Source organism: Pseudoxanthomonas japonensis (assembly GCF_043632995.1).
In the GTDB taxonomy this organism is placed as follows: Bacteria; Pseudomonadota; Gammaproteobacteria; order Xanthomonadales; family Xanthomonadaceae; genus Pseudoxanthomonas_A; species Pseudoxanthomonas_A japonensis.
In genome coordinates, this window is record NZ_CP171632.1 from 3,283,560 (window position 1) to 3,303,648 (window position 20,089).

The window sequence follows — 20,089 nt, forward strand, 5'->3', positions numbered from 1 at the left end:
GCTTACGCTCGCCAGATCAGCGCATCCATCCTGTAGGCCGATATGGCAAGCGGCTGCTCCTCGACAGTCACTGCCAATCCGTTGCCCGCAGCAATGTCCTCTATCTCTGAGGATTCCCACCAACGGCCCATCCCCTCATTCTCCACGTCGCCCTTGCGAAGATTCTCCAGATGACGGGCCTTGCGCTCCTCTGTGTCGTAGAAATTCCATTTCCGCGCAGCGTTCGGAATTCCCGTCAGAAGGAAACGGAATGGCTCTTCTCCACGCGCGATGCATATGTTCCGAACGATCCTATCGAGCGACCCAGGCTCGAAGTACGCGAGCGCGTCATTCATCAGGAACTTGCCGGGCATGCCCGCTTCCGTTCCTGTCGCATCCAACATCTCACTTATGGGCGAACTGACGTCACCCACACGATAGTCTATGTTGGGAAGCGGCTTGAAGGCTTTGGCCGCCGCGATCAAATGGGCAGCGAAATCGACCGCAGTGACATGCCCAACGACCGGACCAAGCTCATAACTCACCAAGCCGTTGCCACAACACATGTCGAGCAGGTGGTCCTCGCGCCCCAGCTCGAGCCGGTCGACGATCCTTTCCACCATGATTTCAAACATGCGCCTCGGTATCGGCTGACGCGCAATCGTCTTGCCTACCTGGACGAAGAGGTCAGCCTCGGAGTGCGCCTCCGCATTCCGGTACCCATCCCAGAAAGATTGCCAGTGGTTGTTCATCGAGCGCTTTCCGTCTGGAGTAGTGGAAGAAGGGTCGAGCGCTCATTGAACATCAGAACATCCAGCATGGAAAGAAAGGGTTTGAACGGTGCTTCCATCTGCATGTACTCCATCGGGTTGGGCTCCACGAAGCACAGTTCCACACCAGCAGCGGCGAATTGCTCGACGGAGTAAAGTGCCTTGCCGCCCGGCAGATTGTGGTACTCGGTCGCTCGCTCCCGCCGACAGATGTCAAGCACTCGCTCTGCCCCTTGCATACCCTCGTTCCCATATCGCCCGCTTGACACCACGAACTCGGTCTCCAGCCCCATGTACCGGGAAAGATCGACAACGCTCCTTCTCGCGAGCGCGGACAACGAACACTCGTCTGAGAGGAGGATGCCGGCAAGAAGCCCGTAGGCCTGCTCGAAGTAAGGGGCTCTTCCATACGACTGCCTGACAGACGCGAGCATCTTTCGCCGCCAAACGTCACCCGGCTGGACAGACAACTCATTGATCTTTCGGTTGCTGCTGGCCCCCGATACCGGAAGCGTGAACCAGCTTGGTCTTCCAGAAAGAAGAAGTCGATTTCGGTTTATCCACCCCTGCTTCATGAAAGCGACGTCGTCATAGAAGACAAACCTGTCCACCGCGGCAACCAACTGGAAGTAGCCGATATACGGAAAGAAGTAGGGCTGCATGATGGCAAGGCGTCGACCGTGCCCCTGGTCCAGCATGGCTGCGCTCGCTTCAATCATCCGATGACAACCTAGCCTTGGGCCTGCGTGCGAATAGTGTCCGACGCCGCATCCAGAGGGTAAGCAGCGCCGCCTTCAGGAATCCGAGAGGCGTGAAATCAGACGCCAGGGACCGCAGCGAAAAGAACAGCGCGCTCCGATCGAGCCCACGCACTGACCACAGCGCCAGACCAACCAGAATCTCCCACCTGTATGCGTCTGGATACCGCCCCCCGGCCGGCTTGTGGGCGCGAGCATCCGTATCAAACGCCAGCGAGCTCATGAGAAAGCGGATTCTGGCCGGCACACCCGAGCGCAGCACCGATCCGGGCGACAGTCGATAAACGGCCGTCACTTTGGGCAGGTAAGCTACGTCCCAGAAGGAGGTGATGAACAGGGCAGTCACTGCATCCCCGAAATCGTAGTTCCGCCGACCAAAGAAAGAGCTGTCGATTCGGTCGGCAATTTCCTTTCGGAACATGAGCGTACACGTCCTGAGAATTACGGGGTTATGGAAGTTCGCTAGAAGCCTTCCTTGGAGCAGCGCCAAGGGAACGCGTCGGTGCACCGTATCGCTCCAGTTGACCTCCCAGTTGCCTTCCCGCAATCGACTCCTGACCCAGTCCGTATGAACGGCCCCGACTTCGGGCCGGGTGAGCAGGACGCGGGCCTGCTCTTCCAATTTTCCGGTGTCGCACCAGTAATCGTCTCCTTCGCACCAGGCGAGGAACTCTCCGCGGGCAGCCGCCCGGACACGCCTCGAATTCCCGTTCATCCCCAGGTTGGGACCGCCATGCAGGACGCGTATCAGCTGCGGAAACTTCTGCTGGTACTCCAAGGCGATTGCCAGCGACTCGTCCGACGATCCGTCCTCCCCGATGATCAGTTCAAACGGGAGGTGACTCTTCTGCTTGACGATGCCTTCAATCGCTTCGCGGAGATAGTCGCTATGGTTGTATACGATCATTAGCACGCTGATCAACGGCGCTACGCGAACCACCGCATCGTCGCTGGTCTCGCACCACGTCACGACTGATGTCTCGTTCATGTCGCCCCCCTCCCTATTCGCCATGTCTTCCACCCCGGACAGGACCGCCACACGAACGATCGGTGTCACACGCCATGCCCGTCGCCACCTGCGACCACAGGCGCAGATCCCATCGACCGATGTTTGCCTTGTGCAAGGGTTGCGAGCATCTACGGCTATCCATCCGTTATTTCCGCTCGACGAAGATGAGGACGCCGATCAGCACGACCACTTCAGTAAGCAACAGCGAGATCGCCGACGCCTGGGCACCGACATGTGGAAGTAGCATCAAGTTAAGAAGCACAACAAGGAGAAAGCCGAGTATCTCGAGCATGGAACGTGTCGCTTGGCCATTCATGGCCGTCAGCTTGGCAGCCCAGCACTGGCGGAGCGCACAGAACAACGGCCATGGCGCCAACAGAAGAAGAAGATCGGCGACCTGGCCGTAGTCCGCGCCGAAAAGGCGAGGAATGAACGACCTGGACAACAGAATAACGACACCGGCCAGCAAACCATAGGCGCTTGCGACGAGCACCAGCACGCGGAAGGTGCGCGGGGCCTGGATATTCCCATGCTGCGCGATCAACCGCGGAAGTGTCGCACTGACGAGCGCGGAGATTGGCATCAGGAAGATACTGACCACCCGAAATGCAACCGTGTAAGGCCCCGCCACGGCAGCCCCCAACAACTGCAACATCAGGACCTTGTCCACCTCCTGATAGCTTGTACTGGCGACGCTGCTGAGAGCGTATGCAGTGCCTTGGCGAGTTGCGACGCCAAGAGGAAGACGTTCGTGCCATTTCGGCCATCCATCCAGCCTGGCCATCACGATGAAAATCGCGGCGCAGCCCACTACCGAACCGGCGAAATGCGCTATCGCCACCACATCTGGCGTACCAGCAAGACCGAGCAAAAGACAGGCCACAACAACCATCGCGCGCCCCAGCGGCACGAGACACACTACGACGGCTGACGTGCCTCCGCGTTCGAGTGCGTAACACTGACTTGCCGCGGCCCAAGCCATCGGCAGGAGTATCAACTCGGACAGCGCCAGAAGCAGCATGGGAGCCAGCGGAAGGGTTTCCTGCAGCACCCACGTCGACAATCCCAACACCACCAGCGCGAGCAGGCTGCCTACAACAACAGTCTGCGTGATCGCGGTCGCCCACATGGCGCGAGAACGGCCGCGATCTTGTGCGATGTAGCGCGTGAGGAGGAGAGAACTTCCCCAGTTCGCCAACGGCGCGCCGAGCACCGCCAGCGCTACGCAACCCGCAAACAGGCCATAGCCCGAGGCACCTAACCAACGAGAAAGAATCATCAGGTAGCAGGCTTGGATGAGTGCCCGCATGACCAAGCCAGCCGTACCTAGCAGTGCGCCCCGTCCCAGTTTCCCTGGACGGTATCCAATCAAGGTGTTGATCCGGTTGCTCATGGTCGTCGTCGGGAATTCGCGTTGCTTCCCTCGTCCAGTACGACGCGCCCTTGGCACCCGCCATCACCTGAATCGCGAACCAGGGAAGCCACGAGTGCGGCGCGGATACGTTCCCCGAACTTCTCCCATGCGAATTCACGGGCGAACTGGCGGCTTCCTACCTTCAACGCCTCATCGCTGCCGGCCAGGATGCGATTGACACGACCGGCGAATGCCTCGTAATCCCCCGGACTGACAAGATAACCACTGACCCCGTCAGACACCGCATCGGGCACGCCGCCCACCGCGAACGCGACGGTGGGCAACCCGTGCGCCGCGGCCTCTATCGCCACCATGCCGAAGCCTTCCACATCGCCCGGCACGTGCCGTACCGGAAACACATGCACGGCGGCACGCTCGTAAGCCTTGGCCAATTCTTCATCGCTGCATGGCCCCAGGCGAAGCACATGCCTCTGCATGCCCGCGGAATCGATCGCCGCGAGCAGGTCGCGGCTAGGGTCGCCCGCGCCCTTGCGCAGGGCATTGGGGGCATCGTCACCCACCACCACCAGACGCGCGTGTGGATGCTCCGCGACGATCAGGGGCATGGCGTGGGTAATGAACTGCACCAGACCCTTGCGTTCGGTCAGGCGGCCGACGCTCAATAGGATCGGCCCCTCGCCTTGATCAGACGCCGCGACTGGTTGCCTGCCGGGCATTGCCTGCTCCGGCGAGACGCTCGTGCCCGGATGGACGACGCTTATGCGTCCCCTTGCGACGCCCGCACGCCGTGCCAGATCCGCGGTATTGGTGCTGTTCGCGATCGCACTGTCGAACCTCCGCAGTATCGGAAGCCATAACCACCGGTACGCCCGGTGATCCACGATGATATCCAGACCATGCACATAGACGGCCGTGCGCGCACCGCACGAACGCGCCGCGATGTACGCGAGGGGTGCAGCAAGACCGCTGCCCGCGAGCACGATGTCCGGCCTCCAGCGCAAGGCCTCGCGGCGTGCGATGCGCAGGCCTGCCAGCAGGAACTTCCAGAGCGGCTGCAAGGGGAGTTCCGTCGTCTCGACATTCGCCGGCGCCAGCGCGGCGCATCCTTCGGGGCCCACCAGGAGCACGTCGTGCGCCGAAACGAGTTCGGCCGCGATATGCCAGTTCAACCGTTCCATGCCGCCCAACAGGGGCGGCATATTGCGCGATACCAGCATCACCCTTTGCCGCCGGCTTTGCGCGCCCGTCATGGCCGGCGCACGCTTTCCGGACGCAGGTCCGTCATCCATGCGCGCCCGGGGCGACAAGAAACAGCGCCATCCAGCCTCCACCCACCGCCACCGTAGAGAAAATGCATGGGCGGCATCGCCGTCAATCGTCACGCCGATAGGTCAACGCCGTGATCTGCTCGGACACCAGCCCGATCAGAAAGACGATGACCGACGCACTGAACAGCAACGCGCTCATGTTGGTGAAGCGCCCTTGCGTGACGAAGGTGTAGGCGTAGTAGCCCAGTGCCGTCAGGAAGAACAGGCCCGCCGCCGGCGCGAACAGCTTGAGCGGCGAGTACAGCGTGGCGATCTTGAAGATGATCAGCAGGAACCGGACGCCATCGCGGAGCGGCCTGATGTGGCTCTTGCCCAGGCGCTTCGCCACCGGAATCGGCAGGTAGGCCACCGCGTAGGCGCTGCGGAAGAACGCCATGGTGCTGGTGGTCGGGTAACTGAAGCCGTTGGGCAGCAGATGGATGAACTCGCGGAACTTGTCGGCGCGCACGACGCGGAAGCCCGACGTCAGGTCCTTGACGTCGAACCCCGTCATCCGGCTGGCGAGCCAGTTGTAGAACGCGTTCGCCGCGCCCCGATGCACGCCGGCCTGCCCGGACCAGTCCCGCGCACCAACCACCATGTCGTAGCCCTCGTCCAGCTTGGCCAGCAAGGCGTCGATGCAGGCGGGGTCGTGCTGGCCGTCCGCATCCATGAAGACCAGGATGTCGCCTTTCGCCGCGCGCGCGCCCCGCTTGATGGCCGCACCGTTGCCCATCGAATAGGGCGAGGAGAGCACGGTGGCGCCATGCGCCGTGGCGATGGCGGCGGTATCGTCCGTCGACCCGTCGTCCACCACGATGATTTCGACGCCCGGCAGGCAGGCGTTGAGCGCCGGCAGCGTCCGATCCAGGCCACCCGCCTCGTTTTTCGCTGGCAGGATGACGGAAATGGTCATTTTTGGTCCCCTTTCCGACTAGGTTATCCGGAAGCCAAACGCGTAGAAAGGCCCATGCGAAGGCGGCCCAGAGGCTTCTGCGATCTTGCCGGCGACAGAAATGACGGTGTCCGTCACATTTTGACGCAATTATCCCTGCCTTGGCCTTATGTCCTTCCACTATGGCGCGGTACTTGCTTGGTCCCCAGCGGCATCTCCATCTGGTGGGCAGCATGTATCGCGACATCCGTGGATTCACATTGATCGAACTGATGATCGTGGTGGCGATCATCGCCATCCTTGCTGCCATCGCGCTGCCCGCCTATCGTGCATTCACCATCCGCTCCGCCGACAGCGCCTGCTTGGGAGAGGCCAAGGCCTATGCCACTGGCGTGGTGTCTGCGATGGCAGGCAACTACGCGATTCCCGCCCACAGCGCGGGGCGCTGCCAGGCTATCGCCACGCCCGCCGATACGGCCACCATGTTCACGGCGGTTCCTCTCTCGCCGGGTACCGGCACAGTGACCTGCAGCCTGCTGGCGGGCGGTTCCTGCAACCTGTAGTGACGCCCGTTCCGTCTTCCTAAAGGCGAGGCGGCGCATGGGCGCGCTTCTTGCTTTAATGTCGGAAGCTCGGTCTTTCTGGATATCGCTATGAATGCAGTCGCCTCCGCCAATCTCGTCGGCATCACCGGCATTGCCCGCCGACTGGTCCAGGACGGCGCGCTGGATGAGGCTGTCGCCCGCACGGCGATGGCCAGCGCCACCGAAGCCAAGGTGCCGCTGCCGCAGTGGATCGCGGAAAAGCGGCTGGTCACCGCCCCGCAGCTGGCGGCCGCGAATGCCATGGAATTCGGCATGTCGCTGCTGGATGCCTCTGCCTTCGACCCTACGCACAACGCACTCAAGCTGGTCAGCGAGGAACTGGTGCAGAAGCACCAGGTGCTGCCGCTGTACAAGCGCGGCGGCAAGCTGTTCGTCGGCGTGTCGGATCCCACCCGCAGCCATTCGGCGCTGGACGAGATCAAGTTCCACACCAACCTGATCGTCGAGCCGATCCTGGTCGATGAGGACCAGTTGCGACGGACGCTGGACCAGTGGCAGAACGCGGCCGGTGCATTGGCCAGCAACTTCGGCGAAGATGACGACGGCCTGGACAGCCTGGACGTGGACGCGGGGGACGAGGACGGCGGTGGCGACAGCGCCGTGGATGCGAAAGGCGACGACACGCCCGTGGTCAAGTTCGTCAACAAGGTGCTGGTGGACGCGATCAAGCGCGGCGCCTCGGACATCCACTTCGAGCCCTACGAGACCGACTACCGCGTGCGCCTGCGCATCGACGGCATCCTCAAGCAGGTGGCCAAGGCGCCGACCAAGCTGAAGGACCGCATCGCGGCCCGCCTGAAGGTGATGTCGCAGCTGGATATCGCCGAGAAGCGCGTGCCGCAGGACGGACGCATCAAGCTGAACCTGTCCAAGACCAAGCAGATCGACTTCCGCGTCAGCACGCTGCCCACGCTGTTCGGCGAAAAGATCGTGCTGCGTATCCTGGACGGCAGCGCCGCGAAACTGGGCATCGACAAGCTGGGCTACGAGCCGGACCAGCAGAAGCTGTTCGAGGACGCCATCCACAAGCCCTACGGCATGGTGCTGGTGACCGGCCCGACCGGCTCGGGCAAGACGGTCAGCCTGTACACCGCGCTGGGCATCCTGAACGACGAGACCCGCAACATCTCCACCGCGGAAGATCCGGTGGAAATCCGCCTGCCGGGCGTCAACCAGGTGCAGCAGAACAACCGCCGCGGCATGACCTTCGCCGCCGCGCTGCGCAGCTTCCTGCGCCAGGATCCGGACATCATCATGGTGGGCGAAATCCGCGACCTGGAGACCGCCGAGATCGCCATCAAGGCGGCGCAGACCGGCCACATGGTGCTGTCCACCCTGCATACGAACGATGCCCCGCAGACTATCGCGCGCCTGATGAACATGGGCATCGCGCCCTACAACATCACAAGCTCGGTGACGCTGGTCATCGCCCAGCGCCTGGCGCGCCGGCTGTGCCCCAAGTGCAAGCGTCCGGCGCAGTTGCCGCCGCAGGCCCTGCTCGCCGAGGGATTCACCGAGGCGGAGATCGCGAGCGGCTTCGCCGTCTATGAGGCCGTCGGCTGCGATGAGTGCACCAGTGGCTACAAGGGCCGGACGGGCATCTACCAGGTGATGCCGATGAGCGAGGCGATCCAAGAGATCGTGCTGGAAGGCGGCAACGCCCTGCAGATCGCCGAGGTGGCCCAGAAGGCCGGTATCCGCGACCTGCGCCAGTCGGCGCTGCTGAAGGTGCGCAACGGCATCACCAGCCTGGCCGAGATCAACCGCGTGACCAAGGATTGAGTCGCGCCGCGCCTTCAAGGGTGCGGGGCGAGATCTGCAGGAGCGCCCTGGGGCGCGATGCTTTCCGGTCCGTGCACGAAAGCGCATCGCGGACATGGCCCGCTCCTGCAGCCGCTTGACGCCCTGTTCTGGCTGCAGGGTGGGCCGCGGTGACCGCATTCACCGAAACCCGGCCGCCGTCACAGGCGCGCCGCTTCCATTGGGCCGATAACCGGCTACCATGCGGCATTGACGTCCGGGTGGGGAAATCCGGACAGGGGACTACCGATGGCCGTGACCCGTTCCGCTGCGAAATCCGCCACCGCGCCCGCGCGCGAGAATCCGCTGAACCTGTTCGTCTGGGAGGGCACCGACAAGCGCGGCGTCAAGATGAAGGGCGAGCAGTCGTCCAAGAACGCCAACTTCCTGCGCGCCGAGCTGCGCAAGCAGGGCATCACCCCGACCGTGGTGAAGGTGAAGCCGAAGCCGCTGTTCGGCACGGCAGGCAAGACCATCTCCGCCAAGGAGATCGCCTTCTTCAGCCGCCAACTGGCGACGATGATGAAGTCCGGCGTGCCGATGGTGTCGTCGCTGGAGATCATCGAGGGCGGCCAGAAGAACCCCCGCATGGGCAAGATGGTGCAGCAGATCCGCTTCGACATCGAAGGCGGCTCGTCGCTGTACGAGGCGATCAGCAAGCACCCGGTGCAGTTCGACGAGCTGTACCGCAACCTGGTGCGCGCCGGCGAGTCGGCGGGTGTGCTCGAGACCGTGCTGGAGACCATCGCCAGCTACAAGGAGAACCTGGAAGCGCTGAAGGGCAAGATCAAGAAGGCGCTGTTCTACCCGACGGCCGTCATCGCGGTGGCGATCCTGGTCTGCGCGGTGATCCTGATCTTCGTGGTGCCGACGTTCGAGGAGACGTTCGCCAGCTTCGGCACCGAGCTGCCCTACTTCACCCAACTGGTCATCGGACTGTCGCGCTTCATGGTCAGCTGGTGGTGGCTGATCCTCGCGCTGGTGGTGGGTGCGGGCTTCCTGGGCATGTACCTGTTCAAGCGGTCGCCTGCGTTCCAGCATGCGGTCGACCGCATGATCCTGCGCGTGCCGGTGATCGGCCAGATCATGCACAACTCGTCGATCGCGCGTTTTGCCCGCACCACGGCGGTGACCTTCAAGGCCGGCGTGCCGCTGGTCGAGGCGCTGGACACGGTGGCCGGCGCCACTGGCAACTCCGTGTACGAGAAGGCCGTGCACCGCATGCGCGACGACGTGTCGGTGGGCTACCCGCTGAACATGGCGATGAAGCAGACCCAGCAGTTCCCGCACATGGTGGTGCAGATGACCGCCATCGGCGAGGAAGCCGGTGCGCTGGACAACATGCTGTTCAAGGTGGCCGAGTATTACGAGCAGGAGGTCAACAACGCGGTGGATGCGCTGTCCAGCTTGATCGAGCCCTTCATCATGGTGATCATCGGCGTGCTGGTCGGTGGCCTGGTGGTGGCGCTGTACCTGCCGATCTTCAAGGTCGCCGCGACGGTAGCCGGCTGACCTGTGGCGTTCCTCGATCAACACCCCGAACTGGGATACCCGGTGGTCGCAGGCCTCGGCCTGCTGGTGGGCAGCTTCCTCAACGTGGTCATCCTGCGACTGCCCAAGCGGCTGGAATGGGAGTGGAAGCGCGACGCACGTGAAGTGCTGGAAGAGCCCGAGCTCTACGACCCGCCGCCGCCCGGCATCGTGGTCGAACGCTCGCATTGCCCGCACTGCAAGACGCCGCTGTCCTGGTACGAGAACATCCCGCTGTTCAGCTGGCTGGTGCTGCGTGGCAAGTGCCGGCACTGCAAGGCGCCGATCTCGCCGCAATATCCCATCGTCGAACTGCTGACCTCACTGCTGGCGGTTGCGGCCGTGTGGCGCTTCGGCTTCGGCTGGCAGGGTTTCGGGGCGGCGCTGCTGGGCTGCTACCTGGTGGCGCTGAGCGGCATCGACCTGCGCACGCGCCTGTTGCCCGACCAGCTGACGTTGCCGCTGATGTGGCTGGGCCTGATTGGCAGCCTGGACAACCTCTACATGCCGGCCAAGCCCGCGCTGCTGGGTGCCATCGCCGGCTACGTGTCGCTGTGGCTGGTGTGGTGGCTGTTCAAGCAGGTCACCGGCAAGGAAGGCATGGGCCGCGGCGACTTCAAGCTGCTGGCGGCGCTGGGCGCGTGGGTCGGCCTGAGCGGCGTGCTGCCCATCATCCTGATCTCCTCGGTGGTGGGCGCGGTGATCGGCTCGGTCTGGCTGGGCATCAAAGGTCGTGATCATGCGACGCCCATTCCGTTCGGCCCCTATCTCGCCATCGCCGGCTGGATCGTCTTCTTCTGGGGTGAGCAGATGATCGATGCCTATCTGCGCTTCGCCGGGCTGGCGTAGGAGCGGGCCATGCCCGCGATGCTTCTGGGGCAACGGACCGAAGACCGAAGCAACGGCATCGCGCCCATGGGGCGCCCCTGCGCGGCATGATGGGCTTGGCGGATGGCGCCGGGGAATGTCCATAATCCCCCCATGAGCGACTACTTCATCGGACTGACCGGCGGCATCGCCTCGGGCAAGAGCGCGCTGGAGAAGGCGTTCGCCGCGCATGGCATCGTCGTGGCGGATGCCGACCTGCTGGCCCGCGACGTGGTGAAACCGGGCTCGCCGGCGCTGGCCGCCGTGGTGGAGCGGTTCGGTCGCGAGGTACTGCTGGCGGATGGCCAGTTGGACCGCGCTGCCCTGCGCCAGCGGGTGTTCGGCAACGACGGGGAACGGCGGGCACTGGAGGCGATCCTGCATCCCGCGATCCGCACACACCTGCGGGAGATCTGCCAGAACGCAACCAGTCCCTACGCCATCGCGGTGATCCCGCTGCTGGCCGAAGGCGGGGGCCGTGCGGTTTATCCGTGGCTCCACCGGATCCTGGTGGTCGACACGCCGACCGCCGTGCAGAAAGCCCGGCTGATGCAGCGCGACGGCATCGACGCCGCGCTGGCGGAACGGATGATGGCCGCGCAGGCCTCGCGCGCCGACCGGCTGGCGCTGGCCGACGACATCGTCGTCAACGACGGCGACATCGCGCACCTGCAGCACGCCGCCGACGCGCTGCACCGGCGGTACCTGGCCTTGGCGGCTGCCACCCCGTAGAGCGGAGCTTGCTCCGCTGGCCCGGTGGCCATGCCTTGCGGAGCCGAGCAAGCTCGGTTCTACATCGACTGAGGCGCTTCCCGAACCGTGGCCGGCCAAGGGCTCCGCATCGCCTCGACTCCACCCCGTAGAGCGGAGCTTGCTCCGCTGACCCGGTGGCCATGCCTCGCGCAGCCGAGCAAGCTCGGCTCTACATCGACTGAGGCGCTTCCCGAACCGGGGCCGGCCAAGGGCTCCGCATCGCCTCGACTCCACCCCGTAGAGCGAAGCTTGCTCCGCTGGCCCGGTGGCCATGCCTCGCGGAGCCGAGCAAGCTCGGCTCTACATTTCATGAGGCGCTTCCCGAACCGTGGCTGGCCAAAGGCTCCGGATCGCCGCGATGCCCTGCGCGCCGTGCCGGCGTGCCTCATCGATGTCCGCGGGCGTCATGCCGCCGATGGCGTAGATCGGCAGCGACACGCCTTCGCGAAGGTGGACGAACCCGGGCCAGCCGAGCGATTGACCGCCGGGGTGGCTGGGCGTCGGATGGAGGCTGCCGACGACCGCGAAGTCGCACCCCACCGCTTCGGCCTGCTGTAGCTCGGCGGCGGTGTGGCAGGACGCTGCGACCGTCAGGCCCTCAGGCAACGGCCTGGCCGTCAGTGCCGCGAGTTGCGATGCGCGCAGGTGCACGCCAACCTGCAGGTCGCGCGCCAGGTCGATGTCGCCGTTGAGCAGCACCTCCACGCCCGCATCGCGGCAGCGCGCGACGGCGCTCCGCGCCAGCGTCGTCCATGCCTCGCCGGACAGGCTGCGCACGCGCAGCTGCACACGACGGACACCGTCCGCGAGAGCCTGGTCGAGCGCGGCCAGCCAACGTGCCGGGTCTTCCGGCTCCGGCGTGACCAGGTAGCGATCCGGTTGCCGCAGTGCCGCCACCACGGGGCGGTCGGCCGGCGGCATGTCGTAACGCATCAGCTTGTCGGGCGCGACCCAGGCCAGCGCCTGCCCTTCGTGTCCACGCGGCGTGCCGGTCCAGCCCGTCAGGTGGCGGACTTCCAGGCACAGCCGCTTGTCGGGGTACTGCTGCGGGACGCTGATGACGTGGTCGCCCACCCGCGCCTCGATGCCGAGTTCCTCCCGCAACTCGCGCACCAGCGCGTCCTCGGGACTCTCCCCCGGCTCCTGTTTGCCGCCGGGAAACTCCCAGCGCCCGGCCAGGTCGCGCCCCTCCGTGCGGCGGGCCAGCAGGATGCGGCCGCGCGCGTCGGCGATGACGGCGGCCATGACATGGATGGAACGCAACGGGGTGGGCATGGAAACAGCTTGCCGGGAACCGGCCGGTAGACGCAAATAGTCTTGTCGGGCCTGGCCCGGCGCAAAGAAAAAGCCGCGCAGTGCGCGGCCTTTTCCGTCGGGCGATGCGGCGATGCCTCAGGCCAGCTGGCCGTGGCAGTGCTTGAACTTCTTGCCGCTGCCGCAGGGGCACGGGTCGTTGCGGCCGACCTTGGGTGCATCGCGGTGCGCCTGCACCGGGCCGGACTGCACGTAGCCACCCTGCGCGGCGGCCAGGCGCTGCGCCTCTTCGGCTTCCTCGTCGGCGCCGTAACCGCCGGCATCCTGGTGCTGGAACTGCATCTGCCGGGCCTGCGCCTCGGCCATCGCGCGCTCCTGCGCCTCCAGCGCCGCGACCTCTTCCTCGCTGCGGATGCGCACGCGCGACAACAGGGTGACCACTTCGCTCTTCACCCGCTCCAGCATGCTGGAGAACAGTTCGAAGGCTTCCTTCTTGTACTCCTGCTTGGGCTGCTTCTGCGCATAGCCGCGCAGGTGGATGCCCTGGCGCAGGTAGTCCATGCGCGCCAGGTGCTCCTTCCAGTTCTTGTCGAGCACGGTCAGCATGATGTGCTTTTCCAGCGCGCGCATGGTTTCGCTACCGATCGCGGCTTCCTTGTCGGCGAAGTGCTGGTCCATCGCGTCCTGCACGCGGCGCTCGATGGTTTCGGCATCGAGCTCTTCGGCCTCTTCGCGCCAGCGGCTCACGGGGATCTCCGCGCCCATTTCTTCGCCCAGTTCGCTTTCCAGGCCGCGCAGGTCCCATTGCTCGTCCACCGAGTTCAGCGGCACGAAGCGGGCGACCGTCTCGGCGACCACGTCGCCGCGGATGCCGTCGATGTTGTCCTTCACCGACTCCGCATCGAGCAGCTCGTCGCGCTGGGCGTAGATCACCTTGCGCTGGTCGTTGTTGACGTCGTCAAAGTCCAGCAGGTTCTTGCGGATGTCGAAGTTGTGCGCTTCCACCTTGCGCTGCGCCTTCTCGATCTGCCGGCTGACCAGCTTGTCCTCGATGACGTCGTCTTCCTTCATGCCGATCAGCTTCATCGCCTTCTGGACCCAGTCCGAGGCGAAGATGCGCATCAGGTTGTCTTCCAGCGACAGGTAGAAGCGGGACGAACCCGGATCGCCCTGGCGGCCGGAACGGCCGCGCAGCTGGTTGTCGATGCGGCGCGATTCGTGGCGTTCGGTGCCGACGATGTGCAGGCCCCCGGCGGCCTTCACGGCGTCATGCCGCTGCTGCCACTCGGCCTTCACCGCGGCGCGCGCGGCCTCGTCGGCGTCTTCACCCAGCGCTTCGTATTCGGCTTCCAGCGAGCCGCCCAGCACGATGTCGGTACCGCGACCGGCCATGTTGGTGGCGATGGTGATCGCGCCCGGACGACCGGCCTGCGCGACGATGTGCGCTTCGCGCTCGTGCTGCTTGGCGTTGAGCACCTCGTGCGGCACGCCGGCCTTGTTGAGGAAGTCAGACAGCATTTCCGACGTCTCGATCGACGTGGTGCCCACCAGCACCGGCTGGCCGCGCTGGTAGCAGTCCTGGATGTCGGCCAGCACCGCCTTGAACTTGCCCTGCCGGTTGAGGAACACCTGGTCGGGCGAATCCTTGCGCACGGTCGGGCGGTTGGTCGGGATGACGATGACTTCCAGGCCGTAGATGCTCTGGAATTCGAAGGCTTCGGTATCGGCCGTGCCGGTCATGCCGGATAGCTTGTTGTACATGCGGAACAGGTTCTGGAACGTCACGCTGGCCAGCGTCTGGTTCTCACGCTGGACCGGCACGCCTTCCTTCGCCTCGACCGCCTGGTGCAGGCCGTCGGACCAGCGACGACCCGCCAGCGTGCGGCCGGTGAACTCGTCGACGATGACCACTTCGCCATCGCGCACGATGTAGTCGACGTCGCGCTGGTAGATGGCATGCGCGCGCAGCGCGGCGTTGAGGTGGTGCACGACGGACAGGTTGTTGGCGCCGTACAGCGGTTCTTCCTCGCTGATGATGCCGGCCTGCAGCAGCAGCTCCTCGGCATGCTCCATGCCCGCTTCGGACAGGTGCACCTGCTTGCCCTTCTCATCGACCCAGTAGTCGCCCTCGGCTTCCTCGCTTTCCTGCTTGATCAGCTGCGGCACGATGCGGTTGACGCGGATGTACAGTTCCGGCGACTCGTCGGCCGGACCGGAGATGATCAGCGGCGTGCGCGCCTCGTCGATCAGGATGGAGTCGACTTCGTCGACGATGGCGTAGTGCAGGCCGCGCTGGAAGCGGTCGGCGCGCGACATCGCCATGTTGTCGCGCAGGTAGTCGAAGCCGAATTCGTTGTTGGTGCCGTAGGTGATGTCGGCGGCGTAGGCGGCGCTCTTGTCGCCGTGCGGCATGCCCGGGTACACAACGCCGACCGTCAGGCCCAGCCAGTTGTACAGGCGGCCCATCCAGGCCGAGTCGCGGCGGGCCAGGTAGTCGTTCACGGTGACGACGTGCACGCCCTTGCCTTCCAGCGCATTGAGGTAGGTCGGCAGCGTGGCGACCAGCGTCTTGCCTTCACCCGTGCGCATTTCCGCGATCTTGCCCAGATGCAGCACCATGCCGCCGATCAGCTGCACGTCGTAGTGGCGCATGCCCAGCACGCGGCGGCTGGCCTCGCGGCACACCGCGAAGGCTTCGGGCAGGATCTTGTCGAGCGATTCGCCACCCGCAATGCGCTGCTGGAACTCCGGCGTCTTGGCCTTCAGCTGCTCGTCGGTGAGCTTCTGCAGCTCCGCTTCCAGCACGTTGATCTTGTCGACGGTGCGGTGCAGCTGCTTGAGCAGGCGCTCGTTGCGGCTGCCGAAGACACGGGTGAGCAGGTTGTTGATCATGTAGGGAACCGGAAAGGAAAAGGACGCCGGGGCGGCGCAGCGTGTGCGGCCCCAAAAACGAAACAGGGCGCTAGGCGCCCTGTCTGGCAACACCGTATTGTAGCTTGGGGCGCCGCCCGGGGAATCAAGGCGGGCCGTAAGACCGTCCCGCCCCCGATTGGTTCCGCGCGATCAGCCGCGCTTGACCTGGCCCACCGGCGTCGGGCCTTCGCCCAGGAACTTACGCGGATTGACCACGCGCCCGTTCTCCCACACCTCGAAATGCACGTGCGCGCCGGTCGAACGGCCGGTCGAGCCCGCCTTGGCGACTTCCTGGCCCACGCGGACCAGATCGCCCGCACGCACGCTGAGGCGCGAGTTGTGCGCATAACGGGTGACGTAGCCGTTGCCATGGTCGACGTCGATGACGTTGCCGTAGCCGCCCTTTACGCCGGCGAAGCTCACCACGCCATCGGCCACCGACAGCACCGGGTCGCCGACGCGCGCCTTGAAGTCGATGCCCTTGTGGTTCTGGCCACCGCCGCCGAACGGATCGGCGCGACCGCCGAAACCTGAGGTGATGTAGCTGTTGGCGATCGGCATGCGGCCGGGGGTCGCGTTCCTGTCCAGTTCGCGGTTGAACAGCAGCGCTTCCAGCACCGACAGCTGTCGGCCGGAAGCGGCGAACTGCCGCTCCAGCTTGTCCACGCCGTCCTTCAGGTCGGCGGGCTTCATGTCGAAGGAGACATCGTTGCCGCCGACGCCGACCGGCTCGTTGAAGTCGAACTCGCCGTCCTGCAACTGGCCCACGCGGGTCAGGCGCTCGCCCAGGGCGTTCAGGCGGTTGGCCTGCGCCTGCAGCTCGCCCAGGCGCGCGGCCATGGCATTGATTTCCTGCTGGGCGCCGCGGCGCACCTGCTCCAGTTCCGCATCGCGCTGCTCGGCCTTGGCCTGCAGCAGCGAGACCTGGCCCAGGCCGGCGGCACTGCGTCCGGCGGCGCCGACCAGCAGGCCGGCGGCGACCAGCACCGCGGCGCTGGCCAGCGGACGTGCATGGAACGCGAGACGGATACGGTAGGCACCATGGGCGGACGCATGGGCCCACCAGGTACGCGAATTGTTTACGATGGTCTTAAAGCTCATAGATACCGATGTCTGATTCGAAGTCCAAGCCGCGCCGCGCCGGCATCGCGCAACCTGCCCTGCAGGCTGCCCTGACGGATGCCGCCACCGACCCGGTGCGTCGCGCCCTGTGGCTCGACGCCTTGGAACAGCAGCTTCGCCCCTGCCTTCCGCCTGCCCTCGCGCCGCATTGCCGGTTGGCGAACGTGGCGGGCAAGCGGCTCGTTTTTATCGTCGACTCCCCCGTGTGGAACGCCCGGCTACGCCTGGCGGCACCCGAATTGATCAACGTGGCCCAATCCATCGGACTGGCAGTCAGCGAAGTCACTGCCAAGACGAGTCTGGCGCCGCTTCATCCCCGGAAGCCTGCGCAGAACCCGGTCGTACCCGTATCGGAAGCGTCCCGCAAAGGCCTGCAAGCCGCCCTCGACCTCCTGTCGGCATCGGACTCCGCCGACGCGCCGGCCCCGAGGGGCATTCATCGTGGGAGGCGGGAAATTTGACCCGGCCATCACGAAGGACGGGGCATGGTACCGGCCACCGCCGGTCGGGACGTTAGCCGGAAGTTAAGGGCGCGTTATTTTCGAACCCATTCCCTGACTGACGTCACACTTTCGTCAAGGCGTAACCAATCGCACACCACCGCGTGACGGGGGTGGGAAACCGGGCGACAACGGATTCACCGTCCCGGCGGGACGGACGTCTCAGACAGCGAGGGCCGGGGTCACGTAGGCGACCGGCGACGGCGTTGCGCGGTCCTCGAAGGTCACTTCTTCCCACGCCGAGGTCTCGGCCAGCAGGGCACGGACCAGCTTGTTGTTCAGCGCGTGGCCCGACTTGAAGCCCTCGTAGGCACCCAGGATGGGCTTGCCGGCGAGGTACAGGTCGCCGATGGCGTCAAGGATCTTGTGGCGGACGAACTCGTCCGCATAGCGCAGGCCGTCCTCATTCAGCACGCGGAACTCGTCCAGCACGATCGCGTTGTCCATGGAGCCGCCGAGGCCCAGGTTGCGCTCGCGCATGTACTCCAGGTCGCGCATGAAGCCGAACGTGCGCGCGCGCGCGACTTCCTTGATGTAGGCGCCGGTGGAGAAGTCCACTTCCGCACGCGACTGCGAGGCCGGGATCATCGGATGGTCGAACTTGACGGTGAAGCCGAGCTTGAAGCCGTCGTAAGGATCGAAACGCGCCACCTTGTCGCCCTCGGTGACTTCGACCGGACGGAGGATGCGGATGAAGCGCTTCGGTGCGTCCTGCTCGGCGATGCCGGCGGACTGGATCAGGAACACGAACGGACCCGCGGAGCCGTCCATGATCGGCAACTCGGCCGAGGACAGTTCCACATAGGCGTTGTCGACGCCGAGGCCGGCCATCGCCGACATCAGGTGCTCGACGGTCTGCACCTTGGCGCCTTCACAGGTCAGGCCGGTGCACAGCGTGGTCTCGGTGACCAGTTGCGCGCTGGCGGGAATCTCAACCACCGGCGCCAGGTCGATGCGACGGAACACGATGCCGGTATCCACGGGGGCCGGGCGCAGGGTCATGTAGACCTTTTCGCCACTGTGCAGCCCCACGCCCGTCGCGCGGATCACGTTGTTGAGGGTGCGTTGCTGGGCCATCGGCAGGAATTCACAGGTGGGGGGAACCTGAGCGGGCAGCGAGAATATCACGCAGACCACTGAATCTTAACGGAAGAACCGGTCTGTCCCACCCCTGCAACAACAGTCTGCTAAGGCCGTCGGGAAAGGGCTGCCGGACCGGCGAAGGCCCGGCAGCGAAGGGACATGGCAGTACACAGCCCCTTCCCCCGCATGCGGGGGAAGGTTGGGATGGGGGCGCCGAAGACCGCTCGCTCGAACCCACTGGATGGCATTCGCGTCGACCGACTCCGCTTGCCCCCCACCCTGCCCTCCCCCGCAAGCGGAGGAGGGTTCCACTTCTATGCGATCAGTCCGCCTGGCGGCGCAGGAACGCCGGGATATCCAGGTAGTCCGACGGCAGTTCCGCCGCGACCGGCGCGGACGCCGGCGCGGACGGTGCCGGCGAGGCCGAACCGCGACGCAGCCCCAGGCCGCTGGTGGCGGCACTGATCGGATCCATCGGGAAACCGTCGTCGATCGGCATGCCGGTGGTGGCGTCGCGGACCAGCTTGATCGGCGCGCGCATCGGCTCGCGCAGGTCGCCGCCACGGCCGACCGGCTGGCGGGCGGCGTTGCGGTTCAGGCCGGTGGCCACCACGGTCACGCGCACTTCGTCCTGCATGTCCGGGTCCAGCACGGTGCCGACGACCACGGTCGCGTCTTCGGAGGCGAAGCCTTCGATGGTGCGGCCGACTTCGTCGAACTCGGCCATGGTGAAGTCCGGACCGGCGGTGATGTTGACCAGGATGCCGTTGGCGCCGTTGAGGTTGACGTCGTCCAGCAGCGGATTCTGGATCGCGGCCTCGGCGGCGGCCTGCGCGCGGTCGTCGCCGCGGGCGGAGCCGGTGCCCATCATGGCCAGGCCCATCTCGCTCATCACGGTGCGCACGTCGGCGAAGTCGACGTTGATCAGCCCCGGACGCACGATCAGGTCGGCGATGCCCTGCACGGCGCCGAGCAGCACGTCGTTGGCGGCGCGGAACGCCTGGATCATCGTCGCGTTGCGGCCCAGCACGGTGATCAGCTTCTCGTTCGGGATGGTGATCAGCGAGTCGCAGTGGTGGCTCAGTTCCTCGATGCCCTTTAGCGCGACCTGCATGCGGCGACGGCCTTCGAACGGGAACGGCTTGGTGACCACGGCGACGGTCAGGATGCCCATTTCCTTGGCCAGCTGCGCCACGACCGGCGCGGCGCCCGTGCCGGTGCCACCGCCCATGCCGGCGGTGATGAACACCATGTCGGCGCCGTCGAGGGCGTCGATGATGCGCTCGCGGTCTTCCAGCGCGGCCTGGCGACCGACTTCCGGATTCGCGCCCGCGCCCAGGCCCTTGGTGACGTTGCTGCCCAACTGCAGCTGCAGCTTGGCGCCGCAGTTCTTGATCGCCTGCGAATCGGTGTTGGCGGTGATGAACTCCACGCCGTCCACGCTGCCGTTGACCATGTGCGCCACGGCGTTGCCGCCGCCGCCGCCCACGCCCACGACCTTGATCACCGCATTCGGGGCCATCTTCTCAACCAGTTCGAAATGTGCCATGTCCTTGTCCTCGTTTATTT

At 65.3% G+C, this 20,089-nt stretch carries 17 protein-coding genes; 6 read left to right on the forward strand and 11 right to left on the reverse strand.

The genetic code is table 11. The annotated features are described in order from the left end of the window. Positions 1–2: 2 nt before the first annotated feature. The 6 genes from ACGHX3_RS15375 to ACGHX3_RS15400 form a co-directional block, all read right to left on the reverse strand. The gene (locus ACGHX3_RS15375; RefSeq protein ID WP_394695519.1) at positions 3–731 is read right to left on the reverse strand and encodes a class I SAM-dependent methyltransferase; all 729 of its coding nucleotides are present in this window, start codon (positions 729–731) and stop codon (positions 3–5) included. Further along, the gene (locus ACGHX3_RS15380) at positions 728–1,468 is read right to left on the reverse strand and encodes a WbqC family protein (RefSeq protein WP_394695520.1); all 741 of its coding nucleotides are present in this window, start codon (positions 1,466–1,468) and stop codon (positions 728–730) included. The genes ACGHX3_RS15375 and ACGHX3_RS15380 overlap by 4 nt, the downstream gene beginning before the upstream one ends. After that, complete coding sequence (locus ACGHX3_RS15385; protein WP_394695521.1) at positions 1,461–2,495, reverse strand: glycosyltransferase; 1,035 nt, start codon at positions 2,493–2,495, stop codon at positions 1,461–1,463. The genes ACGHX3_RS15380 and ACGHX3_RS15385 overlap by 8 nt, the downstream gene beginning before the upstream one ends. Positions 2,496–2,661: 166 nt before the next feature. Then, positions 2,662–3,909 carry a lipopolysaccharide biosynthesis protein gene (locus ACGHX3_RS15390; protein WP_394695522.1) on the reverse strand — a complete coding sequence of 416 codons (1,248 nt, stop codon included), beginning with the start codon at positions 3,907–3,909 and terminating at the stop codon, positions 2,662–2,664. Further along, on the reverse strand, positions 3,906–5,180 hold the full coding sequence (locus ACGHX3_RS15395; RefSeq protein ID WP_394695523.1) for a glycosyltransferase family 4 protein: 1,275 nt from the start codon (positions 5,178–5,180) through the stop codon (positions 3,906–3,908). The genes ACGHX3_RS15390 and ACGHX3_RS15395 overlap by 4 nt, the downstream gene beginning before the upstream one ends. Positions 5,181–5,262: 82 nt before the next feature. Then, positions 5,263–6,114 (reverse strand): glycosyltransferase family 2 protein, encoded by an 852-nt coding sequence (locus tag ACGHX3_RS15400; RefSeq protein ID WP_394695524.1) that lies wholly within the window; start codon positions 6,112–6,114, stop codon positions 5,263–5,265. Between the two features lie 212 nt (positions 6,115–6,326). Between ACGHX3_RS15400 and ACGHX3_RS15405 the strand changes: the two genes are divergently transcribed. The 5 genes from ACGHX3_RS15405 (at position 6,327) to coaE (ending at position 11,627) form a co-directional block, all read left to right on the forward strand. Beyond that, the gene (locus ACGHX3_RS15405) at positions 6,327–6,656 is read left to right on the forward strand and encodes a prepilin-type N-terminal cleavage/methylation domain-containing protein (protein WP_394695525.1); all 330 of its coding nucleotides are present in this window, start codon (positions 6,327–6,329) and stop codon (positions 6,654–6,656) included. A gap of 90 nt (positions 6,657–6,746) precedes the next feature. After that, entirely contained in the window at positions 6,747–8,480 is a 1,734-nt protein-coding gene (pilB, locus tag ACGHX3_RS15410; protein ID WP_394695526.1) for a type IV pilus assembly protein, read from the forward strand. Between the two features lie 267 nt (positions 8,481–8,747). Then, positions 8,748–10,010 (forward strand): type II secretion system F family protein, encoded by a 1,263-nt coding sequence (locus ACGHX3_RS15415; protein ID WP_394695527.1) that lies wholly within the window; start codon positions 8,748–8,750, stop codon positions 10,008–10,010. A 3-nt stretch (positions 10,011–10,013) separates the two neighbouring features. Next, positions 10,014–10,877, forward strand: coding sequence for an A24 family peptidase (locus ACGHX3_RS15420; protein ID WP_394695528.1), 864 nt, complete (start codon positions 10,014–10,016; stop codon positions 10,875–10,877). Between the two features lie 132 nt (positions 10,878–11,009). Beyond that, entirely contained in the window at positions 11,010–11,627 is a 618-nt protein-coding gene (coaE, locus tag ACGHX3_RS15425) for a dephospho-CoA kinase (protein WP_394695529.1), read from the forward strand. A 321-nt stretch (positions 11,628–11,948) separates the two neighbouring features. Here the strand turns inward: coaE and ACGHX3_RS15430 are convergent, their stop codons facing one another. From ACGHX3_RS15430 to ACGHX3_RS15440, 3 genes are all read right to left on the reverse strand, one after another. Next, on the reverse strand, positions 11,949–12,923 hold the full coding sequence (locus tag ACGHX3_RS15430) for a bifunctional MutT family pyrophosphohydrolase/thiamine phosphate synthase (RefSeq protein WP_394695530.1): 975 nt from the start codon (positions 12,921–12,923) through the stop codon (positions 11,949–11,951). Between the two features lie 117 nt (positions 12,924–13,040). Further along, positions 13,041–15,794, reverse strand: coding sequence for a preprotein translocase subunit SecA (gene secA / locus ACGHX3_RS15435; protein WP_394695531.1), 2,754 nt, complete (start codon positions 15,792–15,794; stop codon positions 13,041–13,043). A gap of 171 nt (positions 15,795–15,965) precedes the next feature. Then, positions 15,966–16,916, reverse strand: coding sequence for a M23 family metallopeptidase (locus ACGHX3_RS15440; protein WP_213604589.1), 951 nt, complete (start codon positions 16,914–16,916; stop codon positions 15,966–15,968). Positions 16,917–16,924: 8 nt separating this feature from the next. Here ACGHX3_RS15440 and ACGHX3_RS15445 point away from each other — a divergent pair, with 8 nt between their 5' ends. Next, positions 16,925–17,398: a DUF721 domain-containing protein gene (locus ACGHX3_RS15445; protein WP_394695532.1), complete on the forward strand. Its 474-nt coding sequence runs from the start codon at positions 16,925–16,927 to the stop codon at positions 17,396–17,398. Positions 17,399–17,599: 201 nt separating this feature from the next. Here ACGHX3_RS15445 and lpxC read toward each other — a convergent pair whose 3' ends face one another. Together lpxC and ftsZ are read right to left on the reverse strand one after the other, a co-directional pair. After that, on the reverse strand, positions 17,600–18,514 hold the full coding sequence (gene lpxC, locus ACGHX3_RS15450; protein WP_394695533.1) for a UDP-3-O-acyl-N-acetylglucosamine deacetylase: 915 nt from the start codon (positions 18,512–18,514) through the stop codon (positions 17,600–17,602). Between the two features lie 328 nt (positions 18,515–18,842). After that, positions 18,843–20,069, reverse strand: a complete 1,227-nt coding sequence (gene ftsZ / locus ACGHX3_RS15455) for a cell division protein FtsZ (RefSeq protein WP_213604586.1) — start codon at positions 20,067–20,069, stop codon at positions 18,843–18,845. Positions 20,070–20,089 lie beyond the last annotated feature (20 nt).